This window comes from Proteus columbae (genome assembly GCF_009914335.1).
Taxonomy (GTDB): Bacteria; Pseudomonadota; Gammaproteobacteria; order Enterobacterales; family Enterobacteriaceae; genus Proteus.
This window is the reverse complement of sequence record NZ_CP043925.1, coordinates 3,993,534-4,012,763: the sequence shown is the minus strand read 5'-3', so window position 1 is coordinate 4,012,763 and position 19,230 is coordinate 3,993,534. Positions and strand designations below refer to the sequence as shown.

Here is a 19,230-nt window from a genome sequence, read left to right as displayed (position 1 = left end):
GATTAATATGAGCTATACATTACCTGCACTGCCTTATGCTTATGATGCATTAGAGCCTCACTTTGATGAGCGTACAATGGAAATTCACCATACTAAGCATCATCAAACTTATGTGAATAATACCAATACAGCATTAGAAAAATTACCTGAGCTTGCTGGCTTAGAGATTGATGAATTAGTTAAAAATCTTCATAAAGTGCCTGCTGATCAACGTACTTTTTTACGTAATAACGCTGGTGGTCACTCTAACCACTCATTATTCTGGAAAGGTTTGAAGCTAGGTACTCAATTACAAGGTTCACTAAAAGATGCGATTGAGCGCGACTTTGGTAGCGTTGATGCCTTTAAAGAGTTATTTGAAAAAGCGGCTGCGAGCCGTTTTGGTTCAGGTTGGGCTTGGCTGGTATTAAAAGACGATGGCAAACTTGCGGTAGTTTCTACTGCAAACCAAGATAGCCCATTAATGGGTGAAGAGTTAGCTGGCGCATCAGGTTACCCAATTGTAGGGTTAGATGTGTGGGAACATGCTTACTACTTGAAATATCAAAATCGCCGCCCTGATTATATTAAAGCGTTCTGGTCCGTCGTTAACTGGGACGAAGCGCAAAAACGTTTTCAGAGCAAAGCATAATTGAGTAGATAACATCCTTTCTTTTTTATATTTTCAATGCCGACATTTGTCGGCATTGTTTCTTTTGAACACTATCTTTACTATGAGTTATCTTTTTCTGTTTAGGTAGTGAGCTATGCGTTATTTTCCTAGTGTTTTTATCGGTAATATCACAACAACATCTAATGGATTTACCAGTGCGATCACCAAAAGGCTGGTGGATGGCCATATCAAATTGACATCACTGGGATTAGAAGATGATGAGCAAGCAGAAAAGAGTTTTCACGGTGGTCCTGATCGCGCACTTTGTCATTATCCTCGAGAGCACTACCTCTATTGGTCAGAGCAATTTCCACAATTAGTCGATTTTTTCCATGCCCCTGCATTTGGGGAAAATATCTCAACAACAGGCATGACAGAAGAGAATGTCTTTATTGGGGATATTTATCAATGGGGAACTGCATTAATTCAAGTGACTCAACCTCGCTCTCCTTGCTACAAACTTAACACAGTGACAGAAGTCAGTAATTTTTCGCAAATTATACAAGATAGTGGTTATTGTGGTTGGTTATATCGTGTTGTGAGTGCGGGAGAAACAGGGAGTCATCATCCTCTTGTGTTAGTTTCAAGAAACAGTGATGTCTCTGTTAAAGAAGCTATTTCTATTGCTTTTCATATGCCTTTTGATGAAGAGCTTTATCATCGTTTATTAAGTGCGGCAGGATTATCAGCGAGTTGGAGTAAGACTATGCAGTTAAGACTGCAAAATCAAACTATTGAGAGCTTTGATAGACGGCTGTTTAAGAGATAAATAATTATCTAATTGATAATTAACAGTATTATCAATAAAAATTAGCTTGTGGGCTAATTTAACCTTGCATAAAATTAGCTTGTGGGCTAATTTAACCTTGCATAAAATTAGCTTATAGGCTAATTTTTACGTTAAGGAAAAGCTCGTGTTTGAAATTTTATATCACCCAAACGCTTGGGATGAAGTATTAGAGTTACCTATTCAAATACGAGTTAAATACGATAAACTTATTACTAAGATAGAGCACGATGCTCGTTTATTAAGAGAGCCTGATACAAAATATTTAGGAAATGGTCTTTTCGAGATCCGTACTATGGGGACTGATATTGCTAGAGGTATATGGATATACCATAAAAGAAACACTGTTGTTATGCTTCGTATTTTTATTAAGAAAACGCAAAAAATATCGAAGAAAGAGATTGAGATCGCCCAAAAACGATTGATGGAGGTGCTCAATGAAATTGAGAAGTCATAAAGAATTACATAATGAGATGATGGAAGATGAAGAATATCGAGTGGCTTGGGATGACGAAACGCGTAAGGAAAAATTGAGAGATACACTGGCCCAATGGCGTAAACGCGATAATTTGACAAAAGCGCAAGTTGCTGAGCGAATGGGTGTAACACCGCCAGTAATTACTAGAATAGAAAATAATATTACTAAAGCGAGTATAGATACCTTAGCGAGATATGCCTACGCTTGTGGTATTAAGAACCCAATAATTCCTCTTTACTAAAAAAACACCTCCCTAAACATGAACTGCACCCCAAAAGTTGGACACCAACTTTGGGGTGTTTTTTTATGTATTAACGAAAAATTACGGATGTGCGATAAATCCAATCGCATCATAAACCTTGTCTAAGGTTGCTTGAGCGCGAGTTTTGGCTTTATCAGCACCTTCTTTCATGATTTTATTAAGCAATGCTTCATCATTACGGAATGTGTTAAAACGTTCTTGAATGTTGGTTAGCATTTCAGATACCGCATCAGCGACAGCACCTTTTAGATGACCGTACATTTGGCCTTCAAATTCAGCTTCTAATTCAGGAATAGTTTTACCTGTAACACCCGCTAAGATATCGAGTAAGTTAGACACACCTGCTTTATTTTCAAGATCGTAAATAACACGAGGTGGCTCTTCTGAGTCAGTCATTGCTCGTTTGATCTTTTTCGCTGCTGCTTTTGGATCTTCAAGCAATGCGATAACGTTATTACGGTTATCATCAGATTTAGACATTTTTTTAGTCGGATCTTGTAATGCCATCACACGAGCGCCGCCTTTTGGAATAAAAGGATCTGGTACGGTGAATATATCGCCATAAATAGCATTAAAGCGCTGAGCAATATCACGGCTTAATTCAAGATGTTGTTTTTGGTCGATACCAACAGGGACTTGGTTTGTTTGATAGATAAGAATATCTGCCGCCATTAATACAGGATAGTCGAATAGCCCTGCATTGATATTTTCGGCGTGGCGCGCTGATTTATCTTTAAATTGAGTCATTCGGCTCAATTCACCAAAATAGGTATAGCAGTTAAGTGCCCAGCTTAATTGTGCATGTTGTGGAACATGTGACTGAACAAAAATAGTGCTTTTTTCTGGATCAATACCGCAAGCAAGATAAAGAGCCAGCGTATCTAAGGTTCTTTTTCTAAGTTCTTTTGGATCTTGACGAACTGTAATGGCGTGTTGGTCAACGATACAGTAAATGCAATCATAGTCATCTTGCATTTGTACCCATTGACGTAATGCACCCATGTAGTTACCAATAGTGAGTTCACCAGAAGGTTGTGCACCACTGAATACAATTGGCTTTTGTGCCGTTTTTTCTACTGAAGTCGTCATCTTAATTCTGTTCCACAGTTGTCATTGCGTGATGTCGAGGATTGATAGCAAGTCAGCAAAATTATCGAGTGTATAATCAGGTTTGCTGTCTGCAATAGAGACGCCATAGTTATAGCCATAGGTTAAACCTACGCAAGGGCACTCAGCCGCTTGTGCTGCAATAATGTCGTTGCGAGAATCCCCAACAAAAAGGAGTTCTTCCTTTTTAACACCAAATGTACCCATTGTTAAATATAATGGTGCTGGATGTGGTTTTTTTTCTTTGACATCATCTCCCCCTAGTACTAAGGAAAAATATTTATCAATTTTCAGTTGCTGTAATAGTGGCGCAATAAAGGGTGAAGGCTTATTGGTGACGATACCTAATGGAATGTTATGTGAAGCTAATACTTCAAGCGTTTCTTTGACGTGTGGGAATAAATCACTGCCTGTTTTGACCGATGTTGCATAATGTTCATCAAAAAGGTCACGCATCTCTTTTAATAAGGTTTCTGTGACATCTTCTACGCCAGCGTTATGCAAAGCGCGTGTAAGTAGCATATCAACGCCATTACCCACCCAAATTGTGACATTATGTTTACCAGCAGGTGCAAAACCTTTTGATGTTAATGCGTAATCTGTTGCTTCTGTTAGTCCAACAGCGCTGTCAGTGAGTGTGCCATCAAGATCAAAGGCGATAGCACGAATGCCTTTGAGTTTTTTGTCTGTCATTACGATACCTTTTCTAATTCGCGACGCATATTGTCAATAACATGCTTATAATCTGGTTGATTGAAAATAGCTGAGCCAGCAACGAACATATCTGCACCTGCTTGGGCAATTTCAGCGATATTATCGACTTTAACACCACCATCAATTTCTAAACGAATGTCATAACCACCATCATCGATCATTTTACGAACTTGGCGTAATTTATCGAGGGTGTTAGGAATAAATGATTGACCACCAAAGCCTGGGTTAACAGACATCAGCAGAATAAGATCTAATTTATCCATTACATAATCGAGATAATTTAATGGGGTTGCTGGGTTAAGCACTAAGCCTGCTTTACAACCACAATCTTTTATTAGTTGAATTGTACGGTCAACGTGGTCACTGGCTTCAGCGTGAAATGAGATATACGTTGCGCCAGCTTCTGCAAAATCAGGGATGATGCGATCAACGGGTTTAACCATTAGGTGAACATCAATGGGCGCTGTAATACCGTAGTTGCGCAGAGCCTTACAAATTGGTGCACCAAACGTTAGGTTCGGTACATAGTGGTTATCCATAACATCAAAGTGGACAACATCTGCGCCAGCTGCGAGCACTTTTTCAGTGTCTTCGCCAAGGCGAGCAAAATCAGCGGATAAAATAGAAGGGGCAATCAGAAAATCTTTCATCGCATTCTCCAGACAACACTCCCATTGTCGGGAGGTGTTAACGATTATTTATATAAGGCAAGTAATTCGTTCACTTTGCTACGACCAAGTGTGTTGCTACTGATTGTTCTTCTGACTTTCACACTGTGTAGCTCTTTTGCGTCTACATACCACTCTTTTGTTAACGCAGTCTCATGATTTGATATTAACACGGGTATCTGTCTCTCGTAAGCCAGCATTGAGGCCAGTTGAGCCAGATGTTCCTGCTCTTGAAAACTAAAGCTATTTGTATGGTATGACGTAAAATTTGCAGTCGGTGATAACGGTGCATAAGGAGGATCGCAATAAACAACGGCACCTTTTTTTGCATTTGTCATCGTTGATGAATAGCTTTGGCAAACAAATTCGGCTTTTTGTGCTTTTTCAGAAAACCAAATTAGCTCTGCTTCAGGAAAATAAGGTTTTTTATAACGACCAAAAGGGACATTGTATTCACCTTTTGAATTATAACGACACAGCCCATTGTAGCAATGACGGTTAAGATAGAGAAATAATACACTACGCTGATAAGCGTCCGTTGAACGATTAAATTCTTGTCGTAGTTGATAGAACTCTTCTGCGATATTCATTTGAGGGGTAAATAATAAGCGAGCATCCTTCATAAATTTTTCAGGATGTTGCTTTACCGTATTATAGAGATGAATTAGATCACTATTTATATCGGCAAGAATATATGAATCGTATTCTGTATTTAAAAAAACAGAACCGGCACCCATAAAAGGTTCAATTAAACAATTACCCTCAGGCAGATGACGTTTAATGTCATCTACCAAAGGATATTTACCACCAGCCCATTTTAGGAATGCGCGTTTTTTTTTCATGCCGTCCAAATTTCTCAATCGTTTCAGAGTCGCCGATTGTACTCTGTTTCAGACAGCATATCAGCGGTGAACTTCGTCTTAATTATTTTTTTAGATCCTGATGAACATGTTTCATCGGTCTAACCCAAGGTTGTTTTGCTTGTACTGGCGCAGGTAATGAAGAAACAGCCTGCTTGGCTTCACTTATATTACGATAATTTCCATAGATGAGTACATACCATGGATTACCATTACGCTGTGTTTTGTAAATAGTGTAGTTTCCATTGAGGTTCTTTTTAGCGAAAGCCTCTAAGGTATCTTGGCGACTTGCACCACTTAATTGCAAAGTATAGTTAGTGGCAGGGATAGTGCTTAAATTACTTGCTGATAATGAGCCTGAAACAACAGGTTTAGTCGTTGCAGGTTTAGGCTGCGTTGTTGCTGGTGGTGTTACAGGTTTTGTCGGTGGTGTTTTTACTTCAGCCGGTTTTTGTACGGGTTGCACTGGCTTAGTTGCAGGTGGTTGTGTGACAGGCTGCACGGGTTGTGGCTGTTGCGCATTTAATTGCTGCTGATTAGTGGCTTGATTAATACCTGCTTGTTGTTGATTTAAAGAATCAACGATATCTCCAGGGATCTCAACACGTTGACCTTGCGAATCAATCATTGGAGGTAAATTTTGTGAAGGTGGTGTTGCAGGCTGTATCTCTTGCCCAGAAATAGATTGAGGTGTTGATGGCTGACCATTTTCTGAAGGCGTAACGGATGACGGTTGTTGAGATAGGTCGATATTTCTTTCCGTATTGGTCGAAGGCGCAGGTTCAGTTGTTTCTGGTGATTTTAATGCTGAACTTATTGCGATAATTAGCAGAATAAGGACTAAAACACCTGCACCAATCATCATCTGTTGACGGGATACAGAGAATCGTGCGTTTTTTAATGGATTGTTACGAGGTCGGTTGGTTCGACGTTCAGGTCTATCCGAAGTATCAGGTTTGAGTGAATTATCACCCTTGGTTTCATTATCAGGTTTGAACTCGTCCATTATGCCCTCCGTCAGAGCGTCAAAAAGCGAAAAATATTCTATTCAGCCTTAGCCATTACCTCATAGTATAAGGATGAAACGCTTTTTCTGAAACGTTGCATTTGACAATATTAACCAGAATTTTCCTTAAATGAATATTCTAGTTTATTGCTTGTCAGGTAATGGGGAGCTTAATTTGCATTAATGCAAGATGTTATCGCTTTGTGGACTTGTTCGCGAGTAATATCGGCACGTAATTCGGATTGACCGATACCTTTTGGCAAAACAAGGTGTAATTTGCCACCAGATACTTTTTTATCTCTCATCATATGAGGTAAATAGTCATCAGGTGTCATTTCAATAGGACCATTGACGGGGAGATTGGCTCTCTCAAGCAATTGAATAACACGTTGAGTCTCTTCTTCAGTGAATTGACCAAGTGCTTGAGATGTTCTTGCCGCCATTACCATACCTGCGGCAACGGCTTCACCATGCAACCAAACACCATATCCCATATGGGCTTCAATGGCATGTCCATAGGTATGGCCAAGGTTGAGTAGTGCGCGTAAGCCACTTGTTTCTTTTTCATCAGCAGCAACGACGTCAGCTTTTAGCTCACAGCAACGACGGATACAAAATGCCATGGCTTTAGGATCAAGAGCCAAGAGTTTATCAATATTATTTTCAAGCCAGATAAAAAAGTCTTTATCTAAAATGATGCCATATTTAATAACTTCAGCTAAACCTGATGAAAGTTCACGAGGCGGTAATGTGGCAAGACAATCGAGATCGATAACAACAGAAGCGGGCTGATAAAACGCACCAATCATATTTTTGCCAAGAGGATGATTAACTGCGGTTTTTCCACCAACAGAAGAATCGACTTGTGACAATAGTGTTGTTGGTACTTGGATAAAGCGAACGCCACGTTGATAGCTTGCTGCGGCAAAACCAGTTAGATCACCAATAACACCACCGCCTAATGCGATAAGTGTTGTATCTCGATTGTGATTTTTTTCTAATAATGCAGTAAAGACATCATTCATGATTTCAAGCGATTTATATTGTTCGCCATCAGGCAAAATTACGCTATCAACCAAAACACCCTGTTTTTTTAAGGTGTCCGTTACCTTTTCTAAATAGAGTGGAGCAAGTGTCACGTTTGTGACTATCATAACTTGCTGCCCTGATTTTAAAGGTAAAAAGGTATCTTCTTGATGAAAAAGGCCAGAAGCAATGGTAATGGGATAGCTTCTTTCACCTAATGTGACAGTGATTTTTTCCATAACAGTGGCCTTCTTCTTATTGTCTTTACTTAACCTTATAAATAGCTGAATTTATTAGTTTTGTTCTAATAATTCAATTATTTGATTGGCTACAATTTTTGCACTCTGATCATCAGTATGAATAGTGATGTCAGCAATTTCTTCATAAAGAGGATTACGTTCTTCAGCTAATGTCTCTAAGACATCGCGCACAGGTTCAACACCTTGCAATAAAGGACGTTTTTTATCACGTTGGGTACGCGCGAGCTGCTTTTCGATGTTGGTTTCTAAATAAACAACCACACCGCGTGCAGATAATCTGTTACGGGTTTCTCGCGATATCACCGAACCACCACCTGTTGCTAACACAATGCCTTGCTTTTCAGTGAGTTCGTTGATTATTTTTTCTTCTCGTTGACGGAAGCCTTCTTCGCCTTCAACATCAAATACCCAACCTACATCTGCACCTGTACGCCGCTCAATTTCCTGATCGGAATCATAAAACTCCATACTAAGTTGTTGAGCTAACTGACGACCAATAGTGCTTTTGCCGGCACCCATAGGCCCAACCAGAAAGATATTACGTTTCTCTGCCATGTTTTTGGTATTACTAAGATATTCGTTAATGATAACCCGCCCCGCCAAATTCATTCAGCGACGGGACCTAAACTGAAATTTATGAGTGTTTATCTAATTCACACCTGATAACATTTGTTATCTACTCTCATAATAAGACTGAGTTCTTTCAGTAGATCGCTATAAAATAACCACATGCTGTCATAAGCGACAACATAGGATAAAAATCCCTTTGCCCACAGTACATAACAAAAACTACTAAAAAAGTAATTATCTTTGTTGGCAACGCGGAGATTCTAACACAATTTAGTCGGAAAACCGCATCTGATAATATTGTCTTTTTCGTCATCAATCGATCAATATTACATATAAAAAGCCCTACCTCCAAGAATAGAGGAAGTGCATAAAATGTATCCGTATTTTTATTGTGATGTTTCAGGCTCACTCAAATTAGCTAACCCTTGTAAGCTAAATCGTCCTCATCGTCAAATCTATAAATACTGATTATAAGAAAAAACAATGAATAACTCTCAGTTTTACTCTAGTGAAAAACATGTAGTGCTTTGTATTTTATAATAAAACTATTTATCACATAAAAAATTATATTAATTTGGGTGTAATAAAAATAACCAATTCATGGCGACTGTGTTGATCTCTTTTATGACTGAAAAGTACGCCTAGTAATGGAATAGAGGATAAGAAGGGGATCTTTGCTGTGTGTTCTTGTTGCTTTTGCTGAAATATACCTCCTAACATAATGGTTTCTCCATCGTGAATAGTCACTTCTGTGCTGATCTCTTGTTTATCAATAGAAAGATGTTCACTTCCGCCTTGAACAAGTGCAATACCTGGTGTGTTTTGACTAATTTTAAGTATTAACCTTATCTTTTTATTTCTTTGAATAATGGGCGTTACTTCCATACCCAAGACGGCTTCTTTAAATTGAACTCGTGTGATTTCATTATCTCGACTGACATAGGGGATCTCCGTTCCTTGTTTGATGGAGGCTGTTTTTTCATGAGCGGTTGTTAGCCGCGGACTGGCAATAATAGATAACTGTTTCTCTTGTTCTAACGCACTTAATTCAAGCTCTAATAGGCGCCCATTAATTCTGGCAATATTAAATGCAATATAGTGAAGAGGGTTTTTGGTGTTTTGATGGAGTGATAATGCAGAAAGTGAAGGAGTTGATAGCGCTGAATTAAGCGAGGAGGTTGTTGAAATAGCATTAGGTATTGTAGATGCGGCTTCGGTTTGTGTTTTTAATGCTTGTAATCCCCATTGAGTACCTAATTCATTTAGAGCATCCTGACTGCTACTCACAATATGTGCTGTGATATGAACTTGTTGTTGTGGGGTGTCCCGTAATTTTAGCCAATCCCCAATTTCAGATAGTGCTTTACTATTATCAACTATTGAAAGACTATTCGCTTCTCTATCAATAATAACTCGCCCCTGCTGACTTAGTAATGGAATAGTGTGATCACTTAGTTGTTCGCCTAGTCTCTCAGCATCAGCATAATTTAAAGGATAAAGTTGGTGATGTAATTCTTCAGGTTGTTCTGTAGTAGATGTTCGCTCTTCAATAAAGGTAGATGATATCTTTTCATCATCGCTATTCTCAGGAAAGAAGGGGTCTCGAGTGTGAGCCCAAATGGTGGTTGTCATCATATATAATATGACGATTAAAATTCCTATCTTCATGATATATCACCCTGTATTGCACTAGGATAACTTAGCTCTGTAAAGCTCATTTGTACTGAAATTAGATGGGGTTTTATTGGAACAATATTCAGAGAGATCAGCGCTAAACTTGTTTGACTGAGGTATTCCAATAGTGTTAAAAACTGTGGGTAAGACAATGTAAAAGTGAGTTTATATAAAGAGTTAGGCGTGTTTTCCCAAATCTCTGGTATAAAATGATAAGTCATTAGAAAGCGTTGTAATTGCTCACTAACCGGTGGGTTATCGAATAGAATGTCATAATCTATTTGTTGTGTGATTAGTGAATTAATAGATGGCATTGTGTCTAATGTGCTTTGGTAGTGATTAATGCGCTTTAGTCTTTGTGCTATTTCTAGGTGTTGTTGGGCTATCTCTTGCTGGTAGTCGGTGTAGATAAAGAGGTAATAAAATAGCAGGGTAATAAAAGGTATCGTTAAGCTCAGTAAAGTGAGTTTCCACTTAGGTAGAAACGCAATAAGTAACAACCATTGTGCATTTATTTTCATTGGTTTCCCTCATCTTCTTCATTCCATCGCTCTTGTTCTTCTGATTTTCCGTTTAAATGCACTTCTGTGTAAGACGGATCAGTTTTGCTTTGTTGTAAATAACTCAACGTTAAAGAGGCTAAAACAGGATGACTTTTAAGGTTGCTAATAAAGGAGAGTGATTGTGTATTGGGGAGTGTGAGATGCAGTGAGCGTTGATTATCTGCCTCACCATAGTGGTTAATCCAACCAGTTGAGGGAAGATGGGTTTCGATAGCTCGAAAGAAGCGAATGTAATGTAAATAGCGCAACCAGTTTTGATAATAGAGTGAATAGTGCTGATAGTGTAAAAGTGTCTGTTTTTTCTGTGTTTGATATATATCGATCTGTTTTAGTAATAAATCTTCTTGTTGTTGAGTTTGGCGTTGTTGATCTGTTATGAGTGATCGTTTCTGTGCCAAATGGTAGGTGTAATAGCTACAAATAACGAAAGTGATCGTGACCAATGATAGCGTTTGAGAAAGCCATAACAATGCTTTTTGTCTAAATAAGCTGTAGCGCCAAGGTAGGTAATTTACTTGATACATAACACCTCTTCAGGGCGTAATGCCAAACCTAATGCAACAAATGGAATGAGATCTTTATCTGACGTTGTTTTAAATAAGTCGAGGGAAAGATAGGGCCAAATAGGCATCAACTGGCTAAAATATTCTTCATTATCACCCGTTAAGTAACACTGTTTTAATGGCCAATGGTATTTTTCTATTAACTGATAAATATAAGCTTGTTGCTCTTGTTGGTTTTCATAGGTGAGAGTGCCGTAGTGGGGCATATTTTCATCAGATGATACCCAAAGTAGCGTTTTGTTTTTACAGTACAAAAGGGGATTCTGAGGTGAGATGCCAAGGTAAGTTGCTAAATAGCGTAGTGCACACGCTGGGGTATCAATCGCAGTTATTGTTAAGTTTATTCGAGAAAATAAGTCAATATACTTATCTAAAATCGTTTTATGGCACAGGTGAATAGCGAGTTTCCCCTTATTTTGCCGATAATCAAAATTAACAGGGATTTTCGTATTTTGTGTGTAAGATGTGGCTCGTAGTTGCGCTAACCGATAACATGCTGCTGATGTAAGGGAAACTGCATTAGGCAGAGGGATAATTTGATAGTTTTCATAAATATCCGGTAGAGAAAGCGTAACATTATTAATAGAAGGTAATTTTTTACGCCAATCTATTAGGATTTTTCTTAATTTTATATCATTTAAATCGTCATTAAGAGGTAAAGGGAATTGCCAAAATGCACTGATCTTCCATTGTTTATTCTGCTGAAATACCAAAACTGCATTGATATGATGAGTGTTAATTTCAATACCAATCTGGTAATTGTGTGTTTCCATAAATGATATCCATATCTATTGATGAGTAATTGCCTATTTTCAAAGAGGCGTTACCTTTATACTACGCACTGTTTGTTTATAAACCGCCCAATTCACAATACATGGGAAATTTAAGGTGAAGTTCTTAAAATATTTTTTCATCTTCGTTTTTGCTTGCATAATTTTGGGAGCAGCCTCGATATACGGTATGTATAAGTATGTTGAGCCTCAGTTACCCGATGTCGCGACATTAAAAGATGTTCGTTTACAAACCCCTATGCAGGTATTTAGTGCAGACGGAGAGTTGATTGCGCAATACGGCGAGAAACGTCGTTTACCGCTAACATTGGAGGAGATGCCTCCTCAACTTATTAATGCTTTTATCGCAACAGAAGATACACGTTTTCGTGAACACCACGGTATTGACCCTATTGGGATCTCGCGTGCTGTTGTAGTGGCATTAACATCAGGACAAGCTTCTCAAGGCGCTAGTACCATTACGCAACAATTAGCTCGAAATTTCTTTTTAACACCTGAAAAGAAATTAATGCGCAAAATAAAAGAAGCCTTTTTGGCGATCCGCATTGAGAAAGAGCTCACTAAAGATGAAATTTTAGCGCTGTATTTAAATAAAATTTATCTGGGTAATCGTGCTTATGGTGTGGGTGCCGCTGCTTATGTTTACTTTGGTAAAAGTGTTCACGATCTGAGCCTTAATGAAATGGCTGTGATTGCTGGCTTACCTAAAGCGCCTTCTACACTTAACCCACTTTATTCTTATGATCGTGCCTTAAAACGTCGTAATATCGTTTTACAGCGTATGTATGAAGAGAACTATATCACTCGCGCACAATATGAAAGTGCAAGAGCAGAGCCTATTGTTGCAAAATACCACGCACCTCAAATTGATTTCTCAGCGCCTTATCTAACCGAAATGGTGCGTATGGAGATGTACGAGCGTTATGGTGAAAATGCCTACACTGATGGCTATAAAATTTACACCACTGTGGTTCGTAAAGATCAATTAGCGGCAGAAAAAGCCTTGCGTGATAATGTTATCGACTACGACATGCGTCATGGTTACCGTGGTGCTCAAGAAGTTTTGTGGAGTGAAGGGCAAACACCATGGGATAACGAAGCTATCAACAAGAAATTAAAAGGGATCCAAACTTATGGCCCTTTAATTCCAGCTGTTGTGTTATCCGCTGATGCGAAAGAAGCCAAAGTCATTTTAAAAACGGGCGACAACATTACGCTAGATTTAAAAGCGGTTCGTTGGGCACGTAAATTTATTTCTGACACCTCTCAAGGCGCAACACCAACAAAAGTTGATGCCGTTGTGCATGTTGGTGAGCAAATTTGGGTACGTCAAAATAACGAAAAAAGTTGGGTGCTAGCGCAACTTCCGGGTGTTAATGCAGCATTTGTTGCATTAGATCCTATCAATGGCGGGATTATTGCGCTTGTTGGTGGTTTTGATTTTGAGATCAGTAAATTTAACCGAGTTTCTCAATCTTTACGCCAAGTCGGTTCAAACATTAAACCTTTCTTATATGCTGCTGCATTAGATAAAGGATTGACGTTATCGACACTGCTTAATGATTTACCTATTAGCCGCTGGGATGCTGGTGCAGGAACAGATTGGCGCCCTAAAAACTCACCGCCAACTTATGCCGGTCCTATTCGTTTACGTCAAGGTTTAGGCCAGTCTAAAAACGTGGTGATGGTACGTGCAATGCGCGCGATGGGCGTGGATTATGCTGCTGATTATCTATTACGTTTTGGTTTCCCTAATCAAAATATCGATAGAACAGAATCTTTAGCATTAGGATCACCATCATTTACACCAATGCAAATGGTACGAGGGTTTGCTGTTATGGCAAACGGCGGATATCTCATTGAGCCTTACTATATCCAACGTATTGAAAATGCTGATGGTGAAGAGCTGTTTACTGCAAAACCAAAGATAGCTTGCCCGGATTGTACTGATATCCCTGTTATTTACGGCGATACCATGCGTTCTATTGCGTTATCTGATGACTATATGGAAAACGTTGCTCAATCTAATAAATCTCAGCCAGCAGCTGCTACGCCTGAAATTGAATTAGAACAAGCACCGTTAGCTGAAACTGTAAAAGAAAGCCCTTATGCACCACACGTTATCAGCACACCATTGGCTTACTTAATGCATGATGCATTAAGGACAAACCTTGTGGGTGAACCGGGATGGTCTGGCACAGGTTGGCGTGCTGTTCGTGATCTTAAACGCCAAGATATTGGTGGTAAGACCGGAACAACAAACAGTTCTAAAGATGCATGGTTCTCTGGGTATGGTGCCAATATTGTTGCCACAGCTTGGATTGGCTTTGATGACAGTAGCCGCAATTTAGGTCGAACTGCCGCGAGTGGTGGTGAAGCGGGTGCTAAAACAGCGCAACCTATTTGGAATGACTTTATGAAAGTGGCTCTGGATGGTGTCCCTGTTAATATGATGCCTGTACCAAAAGGTGTTGTGGCGGTTCAAATTGATAGAAGAACAGGAAAATTGGCAGGTGATGGTCCTTCAATGAAAGAATATTTTATTGATGGGACTCAACCGACAGAAAGAGCAAAAAATGAAGTAGGAACACAGATTTTTGAGGATAATGGCGAATCTAACGAGTTATTCTAATTAATCGAAAATAAAAACCGGATGTTAAAGTCCGGTTTTTTATTATCTATTTATTTTTGTAATAGATAGCGGTGAGCTAAGAAGAGAGCACTGACACTACGAGCTTCTGTAAAATCTGGGTGGTCGAGTAAATCCATCATTTTGGCGATAGGCCAACGTATTTGGATTAGTGGCTCAGGCTCATCACCTTCGAGTTGCTCTGGATAAAGGTCATGCGCAATGACAATGTTCATTTTGCTAGAAAAGTAAGATGGCGCCATAGAAAGCTTTGCGAGTTCTATTAATGAGTGGGCACCATAACCAATTTCTTCTTTTAGTTCGCGGTTTGCGGCTTGTAGGGCATTTTCACCAGGATCAATGGCGCCTTTGGGAAAACCAAAGTCGTAATTTTCGATACCTACGGCGTATTCACGAATAAGAATAAGATTGTCATCAATAATAGGAACAATCATAACAGCTTCACGATTAGCGGGTTTCATTCGCTCATAAGTGCGCTTTTCTCCGTTGCTAAACTCCAGATTAACGGATTGGATCTGAAATAATCGAGAACGGGCGATGTTATCAATGTTTAATATATTGGGTTTTTTTAGTTCTTTCATAACAGTCCCTGGCAGAATAGAGATTAACCTGAATTTAACACATTAATGACAAAATAAATCTAACAATTAGATTTAGCTTTTAAAGGAAAATTGAGTACACTCCGCTATCAAATCTAGTTATTTATTGATTTTTTGAGAATATTATTATTTATTGATTCGCTATTTTACCCGAAGATAGCATTGTTAGCGGATATAAACTTGATTATAGATATAAATTATAACGCGACTGCAAAAATATAATCTATTGTATTTAAATAAAAAATAGAACAAAAGAATAGGAATTGCCTTATGTTAGGCAGGGTTTTAAATTTGTTATTGTTACTACGCAGCATCAGTATAAGCATGGGGAAAAAATGAGATTATCAGTCATTATATTGGCTATCTTGATGATAAGCCTATTTATAATGGCCGCCTTTCTATTCTTTAAAAGAAGGCGGCTTGATGGCTCACATCATCTCCCATCTCTCGCTAAACCTACTTATCGCAAGCTCACTTCTGATGACTATGGGCTTATTAGTGATTATTTATCTTATTTTGGTACATCAAACTTCTCTTCTGGCTATTCATTACAAAACTTCCCCGAAATGCCAATTAAAGGCGAAGTCGTTACTACATTAAGAAATATCGTTAATCGCTTTGCAGGTTCTAGTGAAGGATTAAATCATTGGCGTTACTATATTGATGCTGTAGAAATTCATATTCCCCCGTTGCTCGTTCCTTATCTTCAGCAAGAAAACGTTCTCGATGTTGTCTGTACCCCTTCGATCCCCATCGTTGTTGGTGTGAATGGACATTTCTTAAAAGATGAAAAAATTCATTTTTCTGCGCTAAGTTTAAAACAACTGTCTGAGCCGATATTGGCAAATGGTTCATCAACTATCCAAAAGAACGAAGGTGATGCGGCTCACTTATTACAAATCCGAGAAGAAACCAACGAAGAATACCGATTACATAACTCATCTGGTTTTTGGGATGGCTCTTTTATTTGTATAGGGCTTACGTTGTGTCTAACAGCCTTAATGATGCCTCAAGTTTTTCTTCCTTGGATCCTAGCGACTGGTGGTGCTTTTCTTGCTGTTGGTATTTTTCTGATCCACAACCCTTTAATCAAACCACGTAAACAAGAAATCCACTGTTTTAAAGGGCGCTTAAAGCGCTGGGGGCTTTTTGGTAATTTTGATCATGGGCAGGTAAAAAATGTTTCTTTAGGGGGGATTGATCTTGTTTACCCGCCTCATTGGGAGCCTTATATCCAAAACGATATTGATAAGGTGACCTATTTAGAAATGTATCCAAACCATCATGTTGTAAAGCAAGGAAATTACCTTTCATTGCATGATGAAGAGAAAAATTATCCTTATAAACGATATATTAAAAATATTATTTTCGTTTTTTGGAGTTTGTTTATTATTGGAATGTTGTATCTTTATCAGCCACTTTCTCTTTCTATGAAACTCAGCTTTTCATGGCTTAAAGATACTGAACCTCATTTAGTCACCAACTTTACCGAGTTGGAAACAACCGATTTGCATGTCGGAGATATTATTCAAGCTAAAGGGGTTGGGATGTGCTACATGCCACCTAATTTATCAAGTAAGAATAATAAAACGATTTTTGCACCTTTTGATTGCTCAGGGATTTATTGGAATAACAGTAATCCAATGCCAATGCCTGAATCGAGCACGATAGAAAAAGCGGCTGCTTTATTGCATATGGTTGAAGAGCAATTACACCCTGTTTCTAATAACCGAGTTAACCCAAGTTTAGGCCAAGCGATTACTAAATCTGGGATGAACTTGTTAGATAATTTTGATGGCATTGTGTTGAAAACACAGGATTTATGTCCACGAGAAAATGAATGTATTCGGCTAAAAATGGCGCTAGTTAACTTAAGTAACGTCAATGATTGGACTGCATTAGTTCAACGAGCTGAAAGTGGAAAATTAACCGGAACTAATGTTTTATTGCGTGCAGTGAGTGCTGAGGCCTTGGAAAAGCTTATCGACACCACCACATCTTCTTTTATCTACCGAGAAATAGATAAAGCCGCAATACTGTTAAACAGTCCTCCACCGGGTGGTGTGCTGTTAATCAGTGATGAGAGAAAACAACTTGTTGATTACGCTTCAAGTTCAAATTCGGTGTTTGAACCGACTCCGTTAGAACAGTGGCGAGAACTACAACGTTTATCTGATATTTTATTACACACGCCTTTTGATACCGGAGGTGTCATAACAGGCATGGTTATCGATGCAAATGGTACGTTACAGATATTTTTACATAGCCTGCCAGACTCGATGACAATGTTATATTACATCGGTAATACGTTATTATTGTTTCTTGCTATCGGGTTCTTAATATTGAACCTATTTCTTATCATCCGGCGCCGGCGACAAAATAACCAACGCATGAATAAAATCAGTCTCTATTATGAGCACTGTTTTTATCGCCCTCCTCAGTAAGTCCCTTGTTGTGGAAGGCTATGCGTTTACACTATCGCCTTCGTAAAGAAGTTGAAGTTAAGGAGAAAGGGATGAGTCAACCATCACAAGAAAGTGGTGTCCGCTTAGATAAATGGCTTTGGGCTGCTCGTTTTTATAAAACGCGTGCCATTGCTCGCACAATGATTGAAGGTGGTAAAGTCCATTACAACGGTGTGAGAGGCAAGCCAAGTAAAATCGTTGAAGAAGGCGCAGAAATACGCCTGCGACAAGGTAATGATGAACGGACGGTAACCATTCTCATGGTGAGTGCACAGCGACAAGGTGCTACACAAGCGCAGACACTCTATTGTGAAACACCAGAGAGTATCGCTAAAAGAGAAAAGATTGCTCTAGCAAGAAAAATGAATGCGTTAACTATGCCTCATCCTGAGCGTCGCCCTGATAAAAAGGAAAGACGCACCTTACTTCGCTTCAAACAGACAAATTTACAAGAATCGGATTAACCGATTCCCTGAAATGAGAGAAAGTTATGTCTAAAAAAGACGCTTTATCACGTTTTTTATTTGAAAAAAACGCGGTACGTGGTGAATTGGTCAATGTGACTGAAACCTATCAATCAATGCTTGAAAATCACCATTATCCTGAGCCAGTTCAATGCCTTTTGGGTGATTTGTTGGTGGCAACGAGTTTGTTAACAGCAACGCTTAAATTTGAAGGAGATATTACAGTTCAAATACAAGGCGATGGTCCAGTACGATTGGCGGTTATTAATGGCAACAATAATCAACAAATGCGTGGTGTTGCGCGTGTAGGTGATGATGTTAAGGCTGGAAGTACATTAAAAGAGATGATCGGTAATGGTTTTATGGTCATCACGGTAACGCCTGAAAAAGGTGAACGTTATCAAGGTATTGTTGCTCTTGATGGTGAAACTATTGAAGCATGTATTGATAACTACTTTAAGCAATCAGAACAGTTACCTACACGCGTATTTATTCGTAGTGGTATGCAAGCGGGCAAACCAGCCGCAGCGGGTATGCTATTACAAATATTGCCTGCATCAGAAGAGTTCACAGCAGAACATACTGCTGAACATTTTGAATTGCTCACACAGTTAACGCACACAATTAAAGCTGAAGAGCTATTTACGCTAGATACTAAAGAGATCTTACATCGCTTATATCACGAGGAAGATGTCACTCTTTATGATCCTCAACCTGTTGAATTTCATTGCACTTGTTCACGTGAACGCTGTGAAAATACATTAGTAACATTGTCGAAAGAAGATGTAACTCACCTGTTGCAAGAACAGGGAAATATTGATATGGAATGTGAATATTGTGGAACTCATTATATCTTCAATGAGGAAGATATTAATAATATCAATAAGTTGAACGACGCTGAATTGCACTGATTCGATTTAGCAAGTCAGTTTTATCAAAAGGACGCCATTTTGCGTCCTTTTTTATTCAACAATTTTTCTGTAGTTTTGTGCATTAGCTCTCGTTCTTAACATAAAAAAATTATAAATTTTCAAAATATTGATAACAATCGCTGTTAATTACTCGTAACAC

Annotated in this window: 20 protein-coding genes; 8 read left to right on the top strand and 12 right to left on the bottom strand. The window is 38.8% G+C overall.

The window, feature by feature from the left end:
- Positions 1-7 precede the first annotated feature (7 nt).
- The 4 genes from sodA to F1325_RS18640 all read left to right on the top strand — a co-directional run bounded on the left by sodA (position 8) and on the right by F1325_RS18640 (position 2,158).
- Positions 8-631: a superoxide dismutase [Mn] gene (gene sodA / locus F1325_RS18655; protein WP_075672604.1), complete on the top strand. Its 624-nt coding sequence runs from the start codon at positions 8-10 to the stop codon at positions 629-631.
- 115 nt (positions 632-746) lie between these two features.
- Positions 747-1,421 (top strand): 6-hydroxyaminopurine reductase, encoded by a 675-nt coding sequence (gene yiiM, locus F1325_RS18650; RefSeq protein ID WP_160230825.1) that lies wholly within the window; start codon positions 747-749, stop codon positions 1,419-1,421.
- Between the two features lie 145 nt (positions 1,422-1,566).
- The gene (locus F1325_RS18645; RefSeq protein ID WP_109374154.1) at positions 1,567-1,896 is read left to right on the top strand and encodes a type II toxin-antitoxin system RelE/ParE family toxin; all 330 of its coding nucleotides are present in this window, start codon (positions 1,567-1,569) and stop codon (positions 1,894-1,896) included.
- Entirely contained in the window at positions 1,877-2,158 is a 282-nt protein-coding gene (locus F1325_RS18640) for a helix-turn-helix domain-containing protein (RefSeq protein ID WP_109374155.1), read from the top strand. Before F1325_RS18645 ends, F1325_RS18640 begins: the two co-directional genes overlap by 20 nt.
- Before the next feature lie 81 nt (positions 2,159-2,239).
- On the opposite strand, the gene trpS is transcribed toward F1325_RS18640, so the two are convergent.
- The 11 genes from trpS to F1325_RS18585 form a co-directional block, all read right to left on the bottom strand.
- Positions 2,240-3,268 carry a tryptophan--tRNA ligase gene (gene trpS, locus F1325_RS18635; protein ID WP_109374156.1) on the bottom strand — a complete coding sequence of 343 codons (1,029 nt, stop codon included), beginning with the start codon at positions 3,266-3,268 and terminating at the stop codon, positions 2,240-2,242.
- A 21-nt stretch (positions 3,269-3,289) separates the two neighbouring features.
- Entirely contained in the window at positions 3,290-3,979 is a 690-nt protein-coding gene (locus F1325_RS18630; protein WP_109374157.1) for a phosphoglycolate phosphatase, read from the bottom strand.
- Positions 3,979-4,650: a ribulose-phosphate 3-epimerase gene (rpe, locus tag F1325_RS18625; RefSeq protein WP_109374158.1), complete on the bottom strand. Its 672-nt coding sequence runs from the start codon at positions 4,648-4,650 to the stop codon at positions 3,979-3,981. The genes F1325_RS18630 and rpe overlap by 1 nt, the downstream gene beginning before the upstream one ends.
- A 44-nt stretch (positions 4,651-4,694) precedes the next feature.
- A complete protein-coding gene (dam, locus tag F1325_RS18620) occupies positions 4,695-5,510 on the bottom strand; it encodes an adenine-specific DNA-methyltransferase (RefSeq protein WP_160230824.1) in 816 nt (271 codons plus the stop codon).
- 82 nt (positions 5,511-5,592) lie between these two features.
- Positions 5,593-6,534: an SPOR domain-containing protein gene (locus F1325_RS18615; protein WP_109374160.1), complete on the bottom strand. Its 942-nt coding sequence runs from the start codon at positions 6,532-6,534 to the stop codon at positions 5,593-5,595.
- A gap of 170 nt (positions 6,535-6,704) precedes the next feature.
- A complete protein-coding gene (gene aroB / locus F1325_RS18610; protein ID WP_109374161.1) occupies positions 6,705-7,799 on the bottom strand; it encodes a 3-dehydroquinate synthase in 1,095 nt (364 codons plus the stop codon).
- A 54-nt stretch (positions 7,800-7,853) separates the two neighbouring features.
- Positions 7,854-8,375, bottom strand: a complete 522-nt coding sequence (gene aroK / locus F1325_RS18605) for a shikimate kinase AroK (RefSeq protein WP_129586866.1) — start codon at positions 8,373-8,375, stop codon at positions 7,854-7,856.
- Positions 8,376-8,954: 579 nt separating this feature from the next.
- A complete protein-coding gene (gene pilQ / locus F1325_RS18600; RefSeq protein WP_109374162.1) occupies positions 8,955-10,058 on the bottom strand; it encodes a type IV pilus secretin PilQ in 1,104 nt (367 codons plus the stop codon).
- On the bottom strand, positions 10,055-10,585 hold the full coding sequence (locus F1325_RS18595) for a hypothetical protein (protein WP_160230823.1): 531 nt from the start codon (positions 10,583-10,585) through the stop codon (positions 10,055-10,057). The genes pilQ and F1325_RS18595 overlap by 4 nt, the downstream gene beginning before the upstream one ends.
- A complete protein-coding gene (locus tag F1325_RS18590; RefSeq protein ID WP_160230822.1) occupies positions 10,582-11,151 on the bottom strand; it encodes a fimbrial assembly protein in 570 nt (189 codons plus the stop codon). Before F1325_RS18590 ends, F1325_RS18595 begins: the two co-directional genes overlap by 4 nt.
- Positions 11,139-11,963 (bottom strand): hypothetical protein, encoded by an 825-nt coding sequence (locus F1325_RS18585; RefSeq protein WP_109374165.1) that lies wholly within the window; start codon positions 11,961-11,963, stop codon positions 11,139-11,141. Before F1325_RS18585 ends, F1325_RS18590 begins: the two co-directional genes overlap by 13 nt.
- Positions 11,964-12,078: 115 nt before the next feature.
- On the opposite strand from F1325_RS18585, the gene mrcA reads away from it, so the two are divergent.
- Positions 12,079-14,613, top strand: coding sequence for a peptidoglycan glycosyltransferase/peptidoglycan DD-transpeptidase MrcA (gene mrcA, locus F1325_RS18580; protein ID WP_109374166.1), 2,535 nt, complete (start codon positions 12,079-12,081; stop codon positions 14,611-14,613).
- 50 nt (positions 14,614-14,663) lie between these two features.
- On the opposite strand, the gene nudE is transcribed toward mrcA, so the two are convergent.
- Positions 14,664-15,212, bottom strand: coding sequence for an ADP compounds hydrolase NudE (nudE, locus tag F1325_RS18575; protein WP_109374167.1), 549 nt, complete (start codon positions 15,210-15,212; stop codon positions 14,664-14,666).
- A gap of 353 nt (positions 15,213-15,565) precedes the next feature.
- Between nudE and umoB the strand changes: the two genes are divergently transcribed.
- From umoB to hslO, 3 genes are all read left to right on the top strand, one after another.
- The gene (gene umoB / locus F1325_RS18570; RefSeq protein WP_109374168.1) at positions 15,566-17,674 is read left to right on the top strand and encodes a flagellar biogenesis regulator UmoB; all 2,109 of its coding nucleotides are present in this window, start codon (positions 15,566-15,568) and stop codon (positions 17,672-17,674) included.
- Between the two features lie 71 nt (positions 17,675-17,745).
- Positions 17,746-18,159 (top strand): ribosome-associated heat shock protein Hsp15, encoded by a 414-nt coding sequence (gene hslR / locus F1325_RS18565; protein ID WP_100158535.1) that lies wholly within the window; start codon positions 17,746-17,748, stop codon positions 18,157-18,159.
- 26 nt (positions 18,160-18,185) lie between these two features.
- Positions 18,186-19,070: an Hsp33 family molecular chaperone HslO gene (gene hslO / locus F1325_RS18560; RefSeq protein ID WP_160230821.1), complete on the top strand. Its 885-nt coding sequence runs from the start codon at positions 18,186-18,188 to the stop codon at positions 19,068-19,070.
- Positions 19,071-19,230: the final 160 nt, after the last annotated feature.

Coding starts and splice junctions, on each gene's coding strand:
- pilQ (WP_109374162.1), bottom strand. CDS start 10,058: ATGAAGATAGGAATTTTAATCGTCATATTATATATGATGACAACCACC.
- dam (WP_160230824.1), bottom strand. CDS start 5,510: ATGAAAAAAAAACGCGCATTCCTAAAATGGGCTGGTGGTAAATATCCT.
- yiiM (WP_160230825.1), top strand. CDS start 747: ATGCGTTATTTTCCTAGTGTTTTTATCGGTAATATCACAACAACATCT.
- umoB (WP_109374168.1), top strand. CDS start 15,566: ATGAGATTATCAGTCATTATATTGGCTATCTTGATGATAAGCCTATTT.
- F1325_RS18595 (WP_160230823.1), bottom strand. CDS start 10,585: ATGAAAATAAATGCACAATGGTTGTTACTTATTGCGTTTCTACCTAAG.
- sodA (WP_075672604.1), top strand. CDS start 8: ATGAGCTATACATTACCTGCACTGCCTTATGCTTATGATGCATTAGAG.
- F1325_RS18630 (WP_109374157.1), bottom strand. CDS start 3,979: ATGACAGACAAAAAACTCAAAGGCATTCGTGCTATCGCCTTTGATCTT.
- trpS (WP_109374156.1), bottom strand. CDS start 3,268: ATGACGACTTCAGTAGAAAAAACGGCACAAAAGCCAATTGTATTCAGT.
- F1325_RS18590 (WP_160230822.1), bottom strand. CDS start 11,151: ATGTATCAAGTAAATTACCTACCTTGGCGCTACAGCTTATTTAGACAA.
- F1325_RS18615 (WP_109374160.1), bottom strand. CDS start 6,534: ATGGACGAGTTCAAACCTGATAATGAAACCAAGGGTGATAATTCACTC.
- aroB (WP_109374161.1), bottom strand. CDS start 7,799: ATGGAAAAAATCACTGTCACATTAGGTGAAAGAAGCTATCCCATTACC.
- rpe (WP_109374158.1), bottom strand. CDS start 4,650: ATGAAAGATTTTCTGATTGCCCCTTCTATTTTATCCGCTGATTTTGCT.
- F1325_RS18585 (WP_109374165.1), bottom strand. CDS start 11,963: ATGGAAACACACAATTACCAGATTGGTATTGAAATTAACACTCATCAT.
- hslO (WP_160230821.1), top strand. CDS start 18,186: ATGTCTAAAAAAGACGCTTTATCACGTTTTTTATTTGAAAAAAACGCG.
- F1325_RS18640 (WP_109374155.1), top strand. CDS start 1,877: ATGAAATTGAGAAGTCATAAAGAATTACATAATGAGATGATGGAAGAT.
- aroK (WP_129586866.1), bottom strand. CDS start 8,375: ATGGCAGAGAAACGTAATATCTTTCTGGTTGGGCCTATGGGTGCCGGC.
- hslR (WP_100158535.1), top strand. CDS start 17,746: ATGAGTCAACCATCACAAGAAAGTGGTGTCCGCTTAGATAAATGGCTT.
- nudE (WP_109374167.1), bottom strand. CDS start 15,212: ATGAAAGAACTAAAAAAACCCAATATATTAAACATTGATAACATCGCC.